The organism is Idiomarina sp. PL1-037 (genome assembly GCF_034422975.1).
Classification (GTDB): Bacteria; Pseudomonadota; Gammaproteobacteria; order Enterobacterales; family Alteromonadaceae; genus Idiomarina.
In genome coordinates, this window is record NZ_CP139873.1 from 465,048 (window position 1) to 480,882 (window position 15,835).

Genomic DNA, 15,835 nt, shown 5'->3' on the forward strand with positions numbered 1-15,835 from the left:
CTTTTTAGGGTTTTAAAACTGCCAGTCTTTTAGAAACTTCAATAATTCATTGAGCGGCAATGGCTCACTAATAAAGTAGCCCTGTGCAAAATCGCATCGTTGTTGCTGCAGTAACTCCCATTGTTGCCGGGTTTCAACACCCTCGGCAATAACGTTAATATCCAAAGCCCTGGCTACCTGCAACAACGCATCCAGCAGTGCTACTTGCACCTTGTTTTGAGGTGCCTGATGTAAAAAGCTACGGTCTATTTTTATATAATCGACAGGATACCGCTGCAGATAATTAATACTGGAATAGCCGGTACCGAAATCGTCGATTGCCAACTGCACTCCCTGAGACCGCAAATAGTGCAAAATTTGCAATTGTCGTTGTTTATTACTCATTAACAGCGACTCGGTAATTTCAAAGGTTATGCTGGTATTCGGTATTCCATGCTGACTAATGCAGGACAGCCATCGTTTGGCTGACTCCATATCGTTAAGTTCACGTTCAGAGCGGTTAATAGAGACCTCAATGGGATAACCTGACTTGTGTACGACCGCCCAGTCAACGCAGGCTTGTTCCAGAACAAATTGCCCTAATTCATGAATAAGCCCGGTACGTTCAGCAACCGGAATGAATTCAGCGGGCGAAATCATGTTTCCGTCTGCATCTTTCCAGCGCAACAGAGCTTCGCATTTACTGATTTTTCCGCTACTGAAGTCGATGATGGGTTGATAAACCAAAGAAAATTCATGCTGCTTAAGACCTTCACGCATGCGTTTATGAATGGCATTCTGCCGTTCAGTTTGTTCTCTTAATTCGTCATTAAAAAAGTAATGAGTGCGTCGCCCTGCGGTTTTTGCAGCGTACATGGCAAGATCCGCGTTTTTTAATAGTTCAGATGCTTTGATGCCGTCATCAGGGTAAAGAGCAATGCCTATGCTGCAGGTGGTTTGAATTTGGTTCTGGCGTAAGTTAAAAGGCTCACTTAACTGTCGGTTAATTTGGCCGGCAAGGTCATTAACTACTTGATGCGACGTAAAGCGATTAATAACGACAACAAATTCATCACCGCCAATACGGGCAATAAAATCTGAGCCCCGCAATTGGTTTCTTAAACGATCAGAAACCGAGACTAAAAGTTCGTCGCCGGCATCATGGCCGAGGTTATCGTTAACCTCTTTAAAGTGATCAAGATCGATGAACAGAATGGCAAAGTGCTGCTCCCGGCCTTTCTGCGTTAACTGGTTAAGGTAGTCGACAAAAGCACGTCGATTCGGTAAGTCAGTAATCGAATCAAAATGCGCCTGATGGTCAATGGTAACCAGAGCCGAGCGAAGTCTGCTTTGCGTCGTCACCAAATTGTACATAAAGGCGGTCATTAAAAAGGACAAAAGCAGTCCGGCCACAATAATGATCCAATAAATGTTACCGCGACCTGCCCAAACCGTATTTTTGGGAGCCAGCGCTAATATCCACTTGCCGGTTGAAACCGCCACGTCAATGGCGACGTAATCTTCGTTCCAGATTGACACATCGCCGAAGTCAAACAGGTGGTCGCCATTGGCGTCTTCTCTCTTTAACGCGAAAAGGTAGTCGTCGACGGAGTCCAGGCCACTACTGGCAAGCAAGTCTCCTATATCAATGACCACGGCAATCGTGCCCCACAGCTTATTGTCATTCATAAAAACGGGGGCTCTGGCAATTAACGCCCAACCTCCTTGTATTAAGTTAACCGGGCCATCGACAACAATTTGCTTTTTCTGAATGGCTTCCCGGACGCTTTCGAACTGCGCCGGGGAAGTGCGGTAGTCAAAACCCAAAGCGGCTTTATTCGGAGCCAGAGGGTAGACAAACTCAATGATCAAATTAGGTGCTAACGCCACATGGCGTATTGGTGCATCACCGCTAATCAATTCTTGCATCAGCAGCCGGTAACGTTCAGAGGAAATGTCTGGCGAGAGCTTAATTTCGGCTTGTAGCGCACGAGCCGTGGCTAACGAGGAATTGATCTGACCTTCCAGCGCGGCGCGGAGTTTACCTAAGCGTTCGGTAGCTACTCGTTTGCGTGACTCTACCACCTGCGAGTGCTGATTCTCAGCAAACCAGATAACGCCGGTTACCAGAACGCAGAAGCTGATAAAAATAACGAATAAGTAGCGTTTCATTAAGTACCATTGCTCACCAAAACTGAATTGAGTATCGCACAAAAATCATACGAGCTCTAACGGAAAAGTAATTTTACGCGCTGCATCAATCGCTTAATGTAAATTTACCGTCAGGGCCTGGCAAATAGAGAGCTTTTTTCTTGACAGTAGGAAAGAGAGACACCTAGACTGTAGCATTGTGGGGATTTGTGGATAATAGTGGATCGCAATGATCAGGTGGGATCATGTTCCGAGGTGCAACAACATTAAGTCTGGATAGCAAAGGGCGGTTAGCCATACCGGCTAGATACCGTCATGCGTTGTCATTAGACTGTGAAGGAAAAATGGTCTGCACGATTGATATTAAGCAACCGTGCCTGTTGCTGTACCCGCTCCCCGAGTGGCAAATCATTGAGCAAAAGCTGACTCGATTATCCAGTATGAACCCTGCAGAACGTCGCTTACAGCGACTTCTTTTAGGCCACGCTGACGACTGTGAAATGGATAAAAACGGTCGTTTGCTCCTGTCAGCTCCGTTAAGACAACACGCCGGTTTAGAGAAAAAACTGATGCTTGTCGGGCAGCTGAATAAATTTGAAGTTTGGAGTGAAGACGCCTGGCACGAACAAGTGGCGCAGGATATGGATGTTGAACGCGAAGGTGACTTTACTCTCAACGAACGACTAGAAGACTTTTCATTATAATGATTACAACGTCACCGCAACACGTTTCGGTGCTACTGGAAGAGTCGATAGAAGCATTAGCGACTGATCCGCAAGGCACATACATTGACGCCACATTTGGCCGTGGTGGGCACACGCGCGCGCTACTCAATAAATTAGGTGACGATGCCCGCGTTATTGCTCTGGATCAGGACCCTGAAGCTATTGCTGCGGCTGCTGCATTTGCCGACGATCCCCGTTTTCAAATTATCCACACCCCTTTCTCAAACCTGCAACAAGTGCTTGACGATCTGCAGTTGAACCGGCAAGTGACCGGTATTCTATTTGACCTTGGCGTATCTTCCCCACAATTAGATGACGCTGAACGCGGCTTTAGTTTTATGCGAGACGGCCCTTTGGATATGCGGATGAACACCACCAGCGGCGAAACCGCGGCCGAATGGCTTAATCGTGCAGAAAAGGATGACATCAGTTGGGTTCTTAAAGAGTATGGCGAGGAACGTTTTGCCCGCCGTATAGCCAGCGCTATTGTGATGGATCGCGAGAAAAAGCCTTTTACCCGCACAAGGCAGCTGGCGGAGATGATTGCCCGCGTCAGTCCGGTAAAAGAAAAGCATAAGCACCCGGCAACGCGGACCTTCCAGGCCATTCGCATTCACATTAACCGCGAACTGGAGCAAATAGAGCAAGCGCTGGAAGCTTCTCTGTCGGGTCTGAAAGAAGACGGCCGACTGGTGGTTATTAGTTTTCATAGTCTGGAAGATCGTTTAGTAAAACGTTTTATTCGCAAGCACAGCGAAGGAAAGCAGTTACCTCCGGGCTTGCCGGTAACTGAAGCTGAACGCAATAAAGATAAAGCGCTGGATAAAGTCGGCAAAGCGATTAAGCCGGGTAAAGCTGAAGTGCAGGTTAATCCTCGTTCGCGCAGCTCTGTGCTGCGCATAGCAAAGAGGATCCGTAATGACTAAGCAGCGTTATCCCAGCCTGATGAAAATGTTGCTACAGGATTTATTGCAGCACAAATGGGTTTTGCTTCTCAGTGTGGTGGTTATTGGTAATGCGTTAGGTATTGTTTATACCGCCCATTTGAATCGGCAGTTAACCAGCGAACGTGATGATTTATTGTCGCACCGGGACACTCTGGACCGTGAATGGCGGCACCTTGTGGTGGAACAAAACGCGCTGACTGAACACAGCCGGGTTGAACGTATTGCACAGGAACAACTGGGTATGCGAGACGTTGAGCCAGAGCAGGAGGTGTTAGTTTCATGGCAGTGACTCGTCGCAAGAAGCACACTGAGCCAGCCGGTACGCGTTGGCGCTTTTACACCGCAGTATTCTTACTGTTCGGTGTATTTTCTGTGTTAATTGCACGCGCAGCCTATATCCAGGTGATAAGCCCCGATGCCTTCTCATTACAAGGCGATATGCGCAGTTTACGGGCGTCCAGTGTTGCGGTTCAGCGAGGCACGATTGTTGATCGTAACGGAAGGGAATTGGCGGTTAGCGTCCCGGTAGAAACCGTATGGGCCGACCCCAAACGTATTGCCGAACGCGAGGCTTTAGCAGACGAGCGTCGCTGGCAGGCTCTGGCTGAAACTTTTCGCATGAACCGTAATGAACTGGTCAGTAAGGTGGACGACCCCTCAAAACGTTTTGTCTATCTGCAACGCAAAGTGACACCATCAGAAGCGGATTACGTGAAGCAGTTGAAAATTCCCGGTGTGTATTTAAAAACAGAGTCACGCCGTTATTACCCTACCGGAGAGATCAGTTCTCACTTAATCGGTTTAACCGACATTGACGGCGCCGGACAGGAAGGTCTGGAGCTTCTGTACGACGAACATTTAACCGGTACGCCGGGTAAACGAGTTTATCGCAAGGACGCAGAAGGACGGGTTGTTGAAGAAATTAGCCAGACAGATGCACAACAACCAAAACAGCTGACACTGAGTATCGATCAACGTGTTCAGGCAACTGCTTATACCGAACTGAAAAAAGCCGTGCGCTACAATCAGGCAACTTCAGGCTCGGCGGTAGTGCTTAATGTTGAAACCGGTGAAGTGCTGGCGATGGTCAATAGCCCGTCCTTCAACCCTAACAATCGTTCGGATTTGCAGTCTTTCAGGATGAGAAACCGGGCAATTACCGACAGTTACGAGCCCGGTTCAACAATGAAGCCTTTGGTGGTTCTCAGTGCACTTGAAAACGGTCGGCACAAAGCGGGCGATAGCATTGATACCAGTCCCGGGTGGTTAAGAATTGGTGGACGTCGCGTAAGTGACCCCCGTAATTATGGCGAGCTGTCATTGACTGAAGTTCTGAAACATTCATCGAACGTTGGAGTCACTAAAATAGCCTTGGATTTAGGCATTGACTCATTACTGCAAACCTATGCTGACGCAGGCTTTGGTAATGATACAGGTGTCGCCTTATTGGGTGAGAGCATCGGCATACTGGGTGATAGAAGACGTTGGTCTGAGTTTGAAACGGCGACGCTTTCTTACGGTTATGGTTTGTCGGCAACGACACTGCAACTGGCTAATGCCTATAGTATTATAGCCAATGGCGGGAAAAAACGACCGCTGACGATTTTCAGGCAGGAATCTCCTTTACCTGCAGAGCAAGTTTTCAACCCGGATAACACCCGCGCCGTAATGCATATGATGGAAGAGGTGGTTCGCGATGGAACCGCCACGGCAGCAAAAGTTCCTGGGTACCGTATTGCCGGAAAAACGGGGACAACGCGAAAAACCAAAGCAACAGGCGGCTACGGTGATGAATATGTGGCACTATTTGCCGGGATAGCTCCGGTTAGTGACCCAAAAGTGGTTGTGGTTGTGACTATAAACGAACCGGGTACCGACGACTATTATGGCGGCACGGCCGCAGCTCCGGTGTTCTCCAAAATTGTATCGCAAACCATGCGGCTACTGAATATACCGCCGGACAACCTGGATGATACGCAGGTGCACGCTGCGGGCTTTGGGGGGGGATAAATGATGAAACTTGCAGAGTTGCTAACTATGCTGCCAGCGTCGTTCTCCATTCCTGATGTTACCGTTAGTGGGATAAAACTCGATAGCCGGCAAGTTGCTAATGGCGATGTTTTTGTCGCTATTCCGGGCTATGAAACCGACGGCCGCGCATATATTGATGCGGCCATTGATGCTGGTGCCATTGCGATTATTGCTGAAGCCCCGGGAATGGCGATTGAGCAGCGCCGGGGTGTCGTTGTGGTCGGTTTTAGTGGCGTTCGCGAGCACCTTTCACGCATTGCTGGAAATTTTTTCGGGCATCCATCAGAAAAAATGAAGCTGGTTGGTGTGACCGGTACCAATGGTAAAACGTCGGTGACCCACATTATGGCGCAGTTGGCAAAAGCCCTGGGTATGGAAGCGGCTGTTATTGGTACAACCGGAAGCGGACTTATTGGTCGTTTATTACCGGAGCGTCATACCACACCAGACGCCGTTACCGTCCAGCAACGTCTGGCCACCCTATTAGCTGAAGGTGCAGAACTGGTTGCTATGGAGGTATCGTCACACGCACTGATACAGCGTCGTGTTGAAGCTTTACACTTTGCTGGCGCAGCTATTACCAATATCAGCCGGGATCATCTCGACTATCACGGCACCATGGAAAATTACGTGGCCGCAAAACAACGTTTATTTGCTGATTTTGGCGTGCAAAACCGAGTGGTTAACGCCGACGACGACACGTTAAGCCAGTGGCAGCAAGACGATTTAGCTGACTTATGGGTTAGCCTAAATGCCAGCCCCAATGAACCCTGCCTGCAGGCGACTGGCGTTCAGTTCCATGAGCAGGGTTCGGTGTTCAGCTTAAACTGGCAGGGTGAATCCTGCGTCATTGAAACCCCCCTATTAGGGCGCTTCAATGTTTACAACTTACTTTGCGCGGTTGCGGTGTTGTTAAAACTGAATAAACCACTTGCGGATATCGGCAAAGCCTGTGGCAGTTTGCAGTCCGTTCCCGGGCGTATGGAAGCCTTCCATAATAAGCAGTCGCCGCTGGTGGTGGTTGACTACGCGCATACACCGGACGCTCTGCATCAGGTATTGAGTGCGCTGCGGCTGCATTGCAAAGGCCGTTTATGGTGTGTATTCGGCTGCGGCGGTGACCGTGACCGTGGTAAGCGTCCGCAAATGGGTAAAGTAGCGGCGGATTACGCTGATGTTGTTGTGGTTACCGATGACAACCCGCGGACAGAACCCGCGGAAAAAATTATTGAAGATATTTTGACCGGTATTGCGGATAAAACCCAGGTTAAGACTTGGCCGGGTCGCCGGGAGGCTGTTATACGCGCAATGCGGGAAGCCGGAAAAGATGACGTTGTATTACTCGCCGGTAAAGGACACGAAGACTATCAGGTTATTGGTACTCAACGCGTTGACTATAACGAACGAGCGGTAGTCAGCGAATGGCTGCAAGGAGACTGCGCATGATCTCAGTATCACTGAAATGGATTGCGGAGCAGGTGGAAGGTCGCCTGATTGGCTCTGATTGTACAATTGATTCAGTGTCTACGGACACTAGAACAGACTTAACCGACGCATTGTTTATAGCCTTAAAAGGTAAGAATTTTGATGCACACGACTTTGTCGAACAGGCTATAGATAAAGGCGCAGCGGCCGTTATTTGCGAAAAGCAAGTGGATAGCGAGTGCCGCCAGATTATTGTCGAGAACAGCCGTCATGCGCTGGGGTGCTTAGGTGCGGCCATTAAAGCGAAGGTAGCGCCGAAAACCGTAGCTGTCACCGGCAGTAATGGTAAAACCACAGTAAAAGAAATGCTGGCGGCCATTTTATCTATTCGTCATCCGGTATTGGCCACGCAGGGGAACTTCAATAACGATATTGGTGTGCCGCTTACATTGTTGCGCCTGCAGGAAAAACACAAATATGCAGTGGTTGAACTGGGTGCGAATCATCCGGGTGAAATTGCTTACACCACCGATTTGGTCAAACCCGATGTCGCCATATTGAATAATGTGAGCGCTGCCCATGTTGAAGGTTTCGGAAGTTTACACGGGGTTGCCCGTGCTAAAACTGAGATTTTCCGTGGAGTGGGTGGCCAGGGAACGGCCATTACCCCCCGCGACTCCGAATTTTATCCCTGCTGGCAACGCGCTTGCAGCGATATGAAGTGGAAGACTTTTGGCTTGAGCGATAGCGCCGACGTTTACGCCAGCGACGTAACACTGAACGGCGAAGGGCATCCGTCGTTTACTCTGCATTTAGGCGGAGAAACAAAACCGCTGGAGCTTAAACTAAGCGGTCGGCACAACGTGCTTAATGCTATTTCTGCAGCAGCTGCGGCAAGTGAGCTGGGTATATCGCTGAATGACATTGTTGCTGGGTTGCAAACGGTAGAGCCGGCTCAAGGGCGTTTGACAAGCATAAAAGTGAGTGAACACTTACGTATTATTGATGACACCTACAACGCCAGCGTTGCCTCAACGAAAGCTGCCCTGGACTTACTGGGAAGTTATCAGGGTTATCGCATTTTTGTATTAGGCGATATGGGTGAGCTGGGCGCCGATGCGCGAGCTTACCACGAGGACATTGGTGAACATGCTATAGGCAGCGGTATTGATAACTTATATAGCCTGGGCGTGCTCAGTCAAAGTGCCAGCGAGGTCTTTAACGGCCACGGAGGCAAGCACTTCGGTAGCTTACAGTCGCTGGTCGAGTCTGTTTTACAAAGACTTACAGAACAGACTGGCAAGCAAGCTGTCACAGTGCTGGTTAAAGGCTCACGCTCTGCACATATGGAGCGCGTTGTTGCAGCAATACAGCAGGCTGTCACGGTTAGTGACAGCGCAGAGGATAAGCACGAATGTTAGTTTGGTTGGCGGAGTACCTAACCCAGTTTGAAAGCGCGTTTAACGTGTTTTCCTACTTAACCTTGCGGGCAATACTCAGTGTTTTGACCGCACTGGTTTTGTCGTTGTGGTTAGGACCAACATTAATTCGCCGTTTGCAGCGTCTACAGATAGGGCAAACGGTGCGGGATGACGGCCCGGAAAGTCATTTAGTCAAAAGTGGTACGCCGACTATGGGCGGTGTTTTGATACTGGCAGCCGTTCTGGGTTCTTCACTGTTGTGGGCCGATCTCGATAACCGCTACGTTTGGGTCGTTTTATTGGTTACGACTGGCTTTGGTATCGTCGGCTTCGTCGATGATTACCGCAAAGTTGTACGCAAAGATCCGAAAGGCTTAATCGCTAAGTGGAAGTATTTTTGGCAGTCGGTCATTGCCAGCGTCGCCGCTGTTTACCTTTATTGGAGCAGTACTCAGGGCGCCGAAACCGCTCTTCTGGTTCCATTCTTTAAAGATGTGATGCCGCAGTTGGGCATGCTTTATATACTTATGGCCTATTTTGTCATTGTCGGTACCAGTAATGCGGTTAATTTAACTGACGGTCTGGACGGTCTGGCCATTATGCCAACCATTATGGTGGCCGCAGCACTGGGCATTTTTGCTTATGTCTCCGGCAACGTGAATTTTGCTGAGTACCTGCAAATTCCGTATTTACCATTGACCGCTGAACTATTGGTGGTGTGCACAGCTATTGTCGGTGCGGGTCTTGGGTTTCTTTGGTTCAATACTTATCCGGCTCTTGTCTTTATGGGCGACGTGGGCTCGTTGGCGCTGGGAGCTGCACTTGGCATTATCGCGATATTGGTCCGACAGGAACTGGTGCTGTTCATTATGGGCGGTGTGTTTGTTATGGAAACAGTATCGGTAATGTTGCAGGTGGGCTCCTATAAGTTGAGGGGTAAGCGTATTTTCCGTATGGCGCCTATTCATCATCATTATGAGTTAAAAGGGTGGCCGGAGCCGCGGGTAATTGTTCGCTTCTGGATATTGTCGCTAATTTTTGTACTGATAGGACTCGCAACTTTGAAGTTGCGTTAAAAAATAATGACTAAAATAGCCTGGCAGAACACAAAACACATTGTTGTCCTTGGTCTTGGAAAGACCGGGGTGTCTGTGCTGCGCTATTTGCAACATAAACGGCAGCAGGATAAGAAGTTCGCCGAGGTTCAAATTCAGGTTTTTGATTCGCGTGAAAACCCTCCGGGTCTGGAAGAAGCGAAACAAATATTGGGCGATACCGAACTGCTTAATCGGCATTGGGAATTAGAAGACACCCTGGCGGCCGACTTAATCGTTGCCAGTCCGGGCATCGATTTACGTAAAGACTCAATAGTTCTGGCGCGTGATGCAGAGATTCCAATTGTTGGTGACGTTGAGCTGTTCGCACAAGAATCAACATTGCCGATAGTGGCGGTAACCGGCTCTAATGGAAAATCCACAGTAACTCGCATGGTCGAGTTCATTGCTGAACACTGTGGCAAGAAAGTGGCAGCCGCTGGTAATATCGGGGTACCAGTACTCGATTTGCTGCTGGAGGATCAACAGCCCGATGCTGTGATACTCGAACTTTCCAGTTTTCAGCTGGAGTCAATTTCCAGCTTAAAGCTTAAAGCCGCAGCGCTTATCAATATCAGCGCTGACCATATGGATCGCTACTGCACTCTGGACGAATATGTAAAAACCAAACAACGTATTTTTACTCATGCCGAAACCTGGATACTGAATCGTCAGCAGCAGGATACCTGGCCACATCCGGTTACCGGAAAGTTAATGACCTTCGGTAACGACTCGCACCCCAAACACTTTGGCTTGCTGTCTGGAAATATCGACCGTGTTAGTGGACCGGTTGCCGTGACTTTCGGTGGCAGTGTCGTACTGCGGGCAGATCAATTGCAACTGCAGGGCATTCATAACCTGGTGAATGTGCAGGCAGCCCTGGCTTTGTGTCAGGCAATAGATATTGATATTGAAGCCGCGGTTAGCGCTGTAAAAGAGTTTAAAGGCCTGGCGCATCGCTGTGAGTTAGTCAGTAACAACAACGGCGTGTTTTGGGTTAATGATTCAAAAGCGACAAATATTGGTGCGACCGCCGCAGCGGTTGAGGGCCTGAGGCCAACGATAAACGGGCGTTTACTGCTAATAGCGGGTGGCGTCGGCAAAGGTGCAGATTTCCGCGAACTGCAATCGACTTTGGAACGGGTTGATATTTTACTAACAATAGGTGAGGACGGCCCCCGCATTGGTCAGTTGTTTAACGGTTCACGGCAGGTAAATAGTTTACAGCAGGCTGTGGAGCTGGCTGCATCTTTAGTGCAAACCGGCGACATGGTGCTGTTATCGCCTGCGTGTGCAAGCTTTGACCAATTTCAAAATTTTGAACATCGGGGCGACAGTTTCCGTCATGCAGTGGAGGCGCTTGATGTCGACAGTGCGTGAAGAACAGTTGAATCTTGAGATACCGACCTCTGACGTTGGTAGTCGTTGGCAGAAGCTGATTAACTGGTTTCAACCAAAAACCAGTCAGCCACTTTACGACCGTATGCTGTTTACCCTGGCAATGGCGTTACTGGCCTTTGGCTTCGTTATGGTCACGTCTGCGTCCTTGCCTACGGCAGAGCGTTTAACGGGTAATCCGTTCCATTTTGCCATTCGTCACGGCATTTATATCCTGATTAGTTTAGCCGTTATGTTGGCAACTTTACGGGTACCGGCTAATAGCTGGAATCAACAGAGCGGTAAGCTGTTATTGCTCGGGTTGATTATGCTGCTAATGGTTTTAGTTGCGGGGTATGAAGTTAACGGTGCACAGCGCTGGATCAAAATCGGTCCAATTACTTTTCAGGCGGCAGAGGTTGCTAAACTTTTCTTCTGTATTTACATGGCCAGTTATTTGTCCCGCCGGGAAGACGAAGTTAGAGAAGCGACTAAAGGCTTTATCAAACCTCTGGCGCTATTGTTTATTGCCGCTGTGCTTCTATTAATGCAACCGGATTTCGGAACGGTGGTTGTCATGTCGGCAACCACCGTGGCCATGCTGTTTTTAGCTGGCGCGAGGCTATGGCAGTTTTTTGCGGTATTCATTACCTGCGTGCTGGCACTAATTTTACTGATCATCGTTGAGCCATACCGAATGCAACGACTGCTCACTTTTCTGGAACCGGAGAAAGATCCGTTCGGTGCTGGTTATCAGTTAATGCAGTCACTTATTGCCTTTGGTCAGGGCCAATTCAGTGGTGTCGGTTTGGGGAATAGCATTCAAAAATTACAGTATCTGCCGGAAGCGCATACAGACTTTATTATGGCGGTTGTTGCCGAGGAACTGGGCTTCCTTGGCGTGCTGGCGGTTATTGCAACCGTATTAATGCTGGTATGGCGAGCCTTAATTATTGGCCGCCGCTGCTTAATGCGTGAACAACGTTACGGTGGTTATCTGGCCTACGGTATTGGTATTTGGTTTAGTATCCAGGCTTTCGTGAATATCGGTGTTGCGTCCGGAGCACTACCAACCAAAGGGTTGACGTTGCCGTTGGTAAGCTACGGTGGTAACAGCCTGATAATCTCGGCTCTGGCCGTTGGGTTGCTGTTACGCATAGACCATGAACGTCGAATGCTGGGTCGCAAAGTGGCACCGCGCGGAGGTGCCGAATGAATAAAGTCTTAATAGCAGCAGCAGGCACCGGCGGTCATATTTTTCCGGCGTTAGCGGTGGCGGAGCAGCTGCGCGACAACGGCTGGCAAGTTGACTGGCTGGGTACGCAGGAAGGTCGGTTAGAAAGCCGGGTAATTCCGGCCGCGAACTTTCCTTTACACAGCATTAGCATGACCGGGGTTCGCGGTCATGGGCTGAAGAGAAAGCTGTTTATGCCACTGACTTTGGCGAAAGCGGTTTTACAGTGTCGGCGTTTACTGAAGACGCTGCAGCCACAGGTAGTGGCAACCTTTGGTGGTTATGTCTGCGCCCCAATGGGGTTAGCCGCCAAACTGCTGGGCATTCCCTTAGTGGTGCACGAACAAAATGCCATACCGGGCATGACCACCCGGTTGTTAGCTCCCAGAGCAAACAAAGTTATGTTGGGGCTGCCGGTTGCCCTCCCGCAGTGGCAGCAGTATCCGGTTGTTGGCAATCCACTGCGCAAGGGGTTATTGGCACAAGCGGCTGAACAGACAGAAAGTTCAAAAGCAGACGGTGTCTTGAATATATTGGTGGTCGGCGGAAGTTTAGGTGCGCAGGTATTGAACGAAGCGGTGCCGGAAGCCGTCAAAACATTAGAAGGTGTCGAACTGAACGTGGTTCATCAGTGTGGTGCTGAACGCGGAGCGGCAACTGAGAAGGCTTATCAGGGTACGTCGGTGCTTAAAACGCTTAAAGTTACCGAATTTATTGAAGATATGGGCGACGCTTTTAAAAGTGCTGATTTGGTTATTTGCCGCGCTGGCGCATTAACCGTATCGGAGTTGGCGGTAATGGGTGTCGCGTCCATTCTGGTGCCATTGCCACACGCTGTGGATGATCACCAAACCGCTAATGCAAAGGTTTTAGAAAGCCATGGTGCGGCAGTTTTATTGCCGCAAACTGAAGTAATGGAAGGCGCATTGAAACGACAGTTAAAACGTTTATTGCATGACAGACAACAACTGTGGACAATGGCGCGTTTCGCTCGCCAGTGTGCGATGCCAGAGGCAACGCAACGACTGGTGAATGAATGTATGGAATATAAAAAGAGCGATGACTAGCATGACCGCAACCAACGCACAGCCATTTACTATTGTGAACGTCCCGGAAATGCGCCGGGTACAGCGAATACATTTCGTTGGTATCGGTGGTGCGGGTATGGCCGGTATTGCAGAAGTTCTGTTAAACCAGGGCTATCAAATTTCGGGTTCAGATATTGCCGAAAACGCCAATACCGATCGTTTGCGTTGCCTTGGAGCGACAGTGGTTCTGGGGCATATGGCGAATAACATCGAAGGTGCCAGTGTGGTCGTGGTATCCAGTGCGATAAAGACAGATAACGCTGAGCTGGTTGCAGCACACCAGTTGCGTGTACCTGTGGTGCGTCGTGCAGAGATGCTGGCCGAGCTTATGCGCTTCCGTCACGGTATTGCGGTAGCCGGTACGCACGGTAAAACCACAACCACGTCATTGGTTGCGAGTATTTTTGCCGAAGCGGATCGCGATCCAACTTTTGTGATAGGCGGCTTGCTCAATAGTGCCGGCTCGAATGCTCGCTTAGGTAACAGTAAGTACCTCATTGCTGAAGCCGATGAAAGCGATGCATCGTTTCTGCATTTGCAGCCAATGGTTGCCATAGTCACGAATATCGAAGCGGACCATATGGACACCTACGAAGGTGATTTCAATAAGTTATTGGACACCTACGTTGAATTTTTGCATAACCTGCCATTTTACGGTTTAGCGGTTATGTGTGTCGATGACCCGGTAGTGGCCGATCTAATACCGCGACTCGGGCGTCAGACAATGACTTACGGTTTCAGCGAAGCTGCTGATGTACGGGCAATAAATTATAAGCAGACCGCCAGTGAGAGCTGCTTTACCATTTTACGTAAAGGGCTGAAACCACTGGACGTGTGCCTGAACCTGCCGGGCAAGCATAATGTATTGAATGCTCTGGCCGCAGTAGCTGTAGCAACAGATGAAGGAATTAACGACGAAGCCATTAAGTCAGCATTGAATAAATTTGAAGGTATCGGCCGTCGTTTTCAGCATTACGGGAACTTTGTCATCTCAGATAAAGACACGAACAAAGAGCCGGGCGAAGTCATGCTGGTGGATGATTATGGTCACCACCCTTCAGAAGTTGCTGCCACGATTCAGGCCGCGCGGGAAGGCTGGCCGGAACGCCGTCTGGTAATGGCATTTCAACCGCACCGTTACTCACGTACACGGGACTTATACGAAGATTTCGTTAACGTGCTGTCGCAGGTTGACGTATTGCTGATGCTGGAAGTTTACAGTGCCGGGGAGACGCCGGTAAGCGGTGCTGACAGTCGTTCATTATGTCGTTCCATACGCCAGCGCGGACAGATAGATCCTGTTTATGTGGCAACCGTGGATGACATGCCCGAAGTGCTTGAGTCGGTTTTGGCACCGGGAGATTTGCTGTTAACTCAGGGCGCTGGAAATATTGGCGCCTTGGCCAAGCGAATTGCAACTGAGGTGTTGAGTCATGAAAGCTAATGCCTTTGGTAAAGTGGCTGTCATGCTGGGCGGTACGTCGGCTGAGCGCGATGTTTCGTTGAAATCCGGAATGGCGGTATTAAAAGGCCTGGTTGCAAAAGGCATCGATGCACACGCATTCGACCCGGCAGCGCATAGTTTGCAGGAGCTTGTGGAGCAAAAGTTTGACCGCGTGTTTATCGCTTTGCATGGCCGCGGCGGTGAAGATGGCAGCATGCAGGGTGCATTGCAAATACTGGAAATGCCATACACCGGCAGTGATGTTCTGGGCTGTGCACTGGGTATGGATAAAGTGCGCTGTAAACAAATTTGGCATTCACTGGGTCTGCCAACCGCCAATTGGCGGGTGGTAACGCAAGCTGAAATAGAGCAAGTGAATGTGGAAGCCATGTTGCAGGAGCTCGGTGGCCGGGTGATTGTAAAACCAGCACGTGAAGGCTCTTCTATCGGTATGAGCATTGCCGATAACGGGCGAAGCCTGGCTTTAGCGTTGCAGCATGCGGCACAGTTTGATGATGACCTTTTAGTCGAACAGTGGGTTGAAGGTGCGGAATATACTATTGGCATATTAGAAGGTAAGGCATTACCGGTTATTCGACTGCAAACGCCACATGAGTTTTACGATTTTGAAGCCAAGTATCAGGCAAACGATACCCAGTATCATTGTCCTGCAGGACTAAATGACGATGACGAAGCAAGTTTGCGAACGTTGGCTGAACGTGCTTTCGCAGCCATAGGAGGCAACGGCTGGGGGCGTATTGATGTAATGCGCAACAACGCGGGTGAGTGGTTCTTATTAGAGGCCAATACGGTACCGGGAATGACAGAGAAAAGTCTGGTTCCTATGGCAGCAAAAGTTGCAGGTTTACAATTTAATGACTTAGTGGAGCGCATTTTAGCGCAAACGCTGGAGCGCTAA

Annotated in this window: 13 protein-coding genes; 12 read left to right on the top strand and 1 reads right to left on the bottom strand. The window is 49.5% G+C overall.

Going from position 1 to position 15,835, the window contains the following annotated elements; genetic code table 11:
* Window positions 1–12: 12 nt before the first annotated feature.
* Window positions 13–2,151: a putative bifunctional diguanylate cyclase/phosphodiesterase gene (locus U0358_RS02245; RefSeq protein WP_322406873.1), complete on the bottom strand. Its 2,139-nt coding sequence runs from the start codon at window positions 2,149–2,151 to the stop codon at window positions 13–15.
* A 224-nt stretch (window positions 2,152–2,375) separates the two neighbouring features.
* Between U0358_RS02245 and mraZ the strand changes: the two genes are divergently transcribed.
* The 12 genes from mraZ to U0358_RS02305 are packed head-to-tail and all read left to right on the top strand — an operon-like array spanning window position 2,376 to window position 15,835.
* Window positions 2,376–2,834, top strand: coding sequence for a division/cell wall cluster transcriptional repressor MraZ (gene mraZ / locus U0358_RS02250; protein ID WP_322406874.1), 459 nt, complete (start codon window positions 2,376–2,378; stop codon window positions 2,832–2,834).
* Window positions 2,834–3,781 carry a 16S rRNA (cytosine(1402)-N(4))-methyltransferase RsmH gene (rsmH, locus tag U0358_RS02255; protein WP_317497853.1) on the top strand — a complete coding sequence of 316 codons (948 nt, stop codon included), beginning with the start codon at window positions 2,834–2,836 and terminating at the stop codon, window positions 3,779–3,781. Before mraZ ends, rsmH begins: the two co-directional genes overlap by 1 nt.
* Window positions 3,774–4,091 (top strand): cell division protein FtsL, encoded by a 318-nt coding sequence (ftsL, locus tag U0358_RS02260; RefSeq protein WP_317497854.1) that lies wholly within the window; start codon window positions 3,774–3,776, stop codon window positions 4,089–4,091. The genes rsmH and ftsL overlap by 8 nt, the downstream gene beginning before the upstream one ends.
* Window positions 4,082–5,812 (top strand): peptidoglycan D,D-transpeptidase FtsI family protein, encoded by a 1,731-nt coding sequence (locus tag U0358_RS02265; RefSeq protein ID WP_322406875.1) that lies wholly within the window; start codon window positions 4,082–4,084, stop codon window positions 5,810–5,812. The genes ftsL and U0358_RS02265 overlap by 10 nt, the downstream gene beginning before the upstream one ends.
* Window positions 5,813–7,279 carry a UDP-N-acetylmuramoyl-L-alanyl-D-glutamate--2,6-diaminopimelate ligase gene (gene murE, locus U0358_RS02270; RefSeq protein WP_322406876.1) on the top strand — a complete coding sequence of 489 codons (1,467 nt, stop codon included), beginning with the start codon at window positions 5,813–5,815 and terminating at the stop codon, window positions 7,277–7,279. It begins immediately after the preceding gene.
* Window positions 7,276–8,679 carry a UDP-N-acetylmuramoyl-tripeptide--D-alanyl-D-alanine ligase gene (locus tag U0358_RS02275; protein ID WP_322406877.1) on the top strand — a complete coding sequence of 468 codons (1,404 nt, stop codon included), beginning with the start codon at window positions 7,276–7,278 and terminating at the stop codon, window positions 8,677–8,679. The genes murE and U0358_RS02275 overlap by 4 nt, the downstream gene beginning before the upstream one ends.
* On the top strand, window positions 8,673–9,755 hold the full coding sequence (gene mraY, locus U0358_RS02280) for a phospho-N-acetylmuramoyl-pentapeptide-transferase (protein WP_322406878.1): 1,083 nt from the start codon (window positions 8,673–8,675) through the stop codon (window positions 9,753–9,755). Before U0358_RS02275 ends, mraY begins: the two co-directional genes overlap by 7 nt.
* 6 nt (window positions 9,756–9,761) lie before the next feature.
* The gene (gene murD, locus U0358_RS02285) at window positions 9,762–11,153 is read left to right on the top strand and encodes a UDP-N-acetylmuramoyl-L-alanine--D-glutamate ligase (protein WP_322406879.1); all 1,392 of its coding nucleotides are present in this window, start codon (window positions 9,762–9,764) and stop codon (window positions 11,151–11,153) included.
* Window positions 11,137–12,366: a putative lipid II flippase FtsW gene (gene ftsW / locus U0358_RS02290; RefSeq protein WP_317497860.1), complete on the top strand. Its 1,230-nt coding sequence runs from the start codon at window positions 11,137–11,139 to the stop codon at window positions 12,364–12,366. The genes murD and ftsW overlap by 17 nt, the downstream gene beginning before the upstream one ends.
* Window positions 12,363–13,451, top strand: a complete 1,089-nt coding sequence (gene murG / locus U0358_RS02295) for an undecaprenyldiphospho-muramoylpentapeptide beta-N-acetylglucosaminyltransferase (RefSeq protein WP_317497861.1) — start codon at window positions 12,363–12,365, stop codon at window positions 13,449–13,451. The genes ftsW and murG overlap by 4 nt, the downstream gene beginning before the upstream one ends.
* The gene (murC, locus tag U0358_RS02300) at window positions 13,444–14,916 is read left to right on the top strand and encodes a UDP-N-acetylmuramate--L-alanine ligase (RefSeq protein WP_317498021.1); all 1,473 of its coding nucleotides are present in this window, start codon (window positions 13,444–13,446) and stop codon (window positions 14,914–14,916) included. Before murG ends, murC begins: the two co-directional genes overlap by 8 nt.
* Window positions 14,906–15,835: a D-alanine--D-alanine ligase gene (locus tag U0358_RS02305; RefSeq protein ID WP_322406880.1), complete on the top strand. Its 930-nt coding sequence runs from the start codon at window positions 14,906–14,908 to the stop codon at window positions 15,833–15,835. The genes murC and U0358_RS02305 overlap by 11 nt, the downstream gene beginning before the upstream one ends.

Bases quoted from the DNA above. Each gene is read 5' to 3' on its own strand.
- ftsW (WP_317497860.1), top strand. From the start codon at position 11,137: ATGTCGACAGTGCGTGAAGAACAGTTGAATCTTGAGATACCGACCTCT.
- murG (WP_317497861.1), top strand. From the start codon at position 12,363: ATGAATAAAGTCTTAATAGCAGCAGCAGGCACCGGCGGTCATATTTTT.
- ftsL (WP_317497854.1), top strand. From the start codon at position 3,774: ATGACTAAGCAGCGTTATCCCAGCCTGATGAAAATGTTGCTACAGGAT.
- U0358_RS02245 (WP_322406873.1), bottom strand. From the start codon at position 2,151: ATGAAACGCTACTTATTCGTTATTTTTATCAGCTTCTGCGTTCTGGTA.
- murC (WP_317498021.1), top strand. From the start codon at position 13,444: ATGACTAGCATGACCGCAACCAACGCACAGCCATTTACTATTGTGAAC.
- U0358_RS02265 (WP_322406875.1), top strand. From the start codon at position 4,082: ATGGCAGTGACTCGTCGCAAGAAGCACACTGAGCCAGCCGGTACGCGT.
- rsmH (WP_317497853.1), top strand. From the start codon at position 2,834: ATGATTACAACGTCACCGCAACACGTTTCGGTGCTACTGGAAGAGTCG.
- mraY (WP_322406878.1), top strand. From the start codon at position 8,673: ATGTTAGTTTGGTTGGCGGAGTACCTAACCCAGTTTGAAAGCGCGTTT.
- mraZ (WP_322406874.1), top strand. From the start codon at position 2,376: ATGTTCCGAGGTGCAACAACATTAAGTCTGGATAGCAAAGGGCGGTTA.
- U0358_RS02305 (WP_322406880.1), top strand. From the start codon at position 14,906: ATGAAAGCTAATGCCTTTGGTAAAGTGGCTGTCATGCTGGGCGGTACG.
- murD (WP_322406879.1), top strand. From the start codon at position 9,762: ATGACTAAAATAGCCTGGCAGAACACAAAACACATTGTTGTCCTTGGT.
- murE (WP_322406876.1), top strand. From the start codon at position 5,813: ATGATGAAACTTGCAGAGTTGCTAACTATGCTGCCAGCGTCGTTCTCC.
- U0358_RS02275 (WP_322406877.1), top strand. From the start codon at position 7,276: ATGATCTCAGTATCACTGAAATGGATTGCGGAGCAGGTGGAAGGTCGC.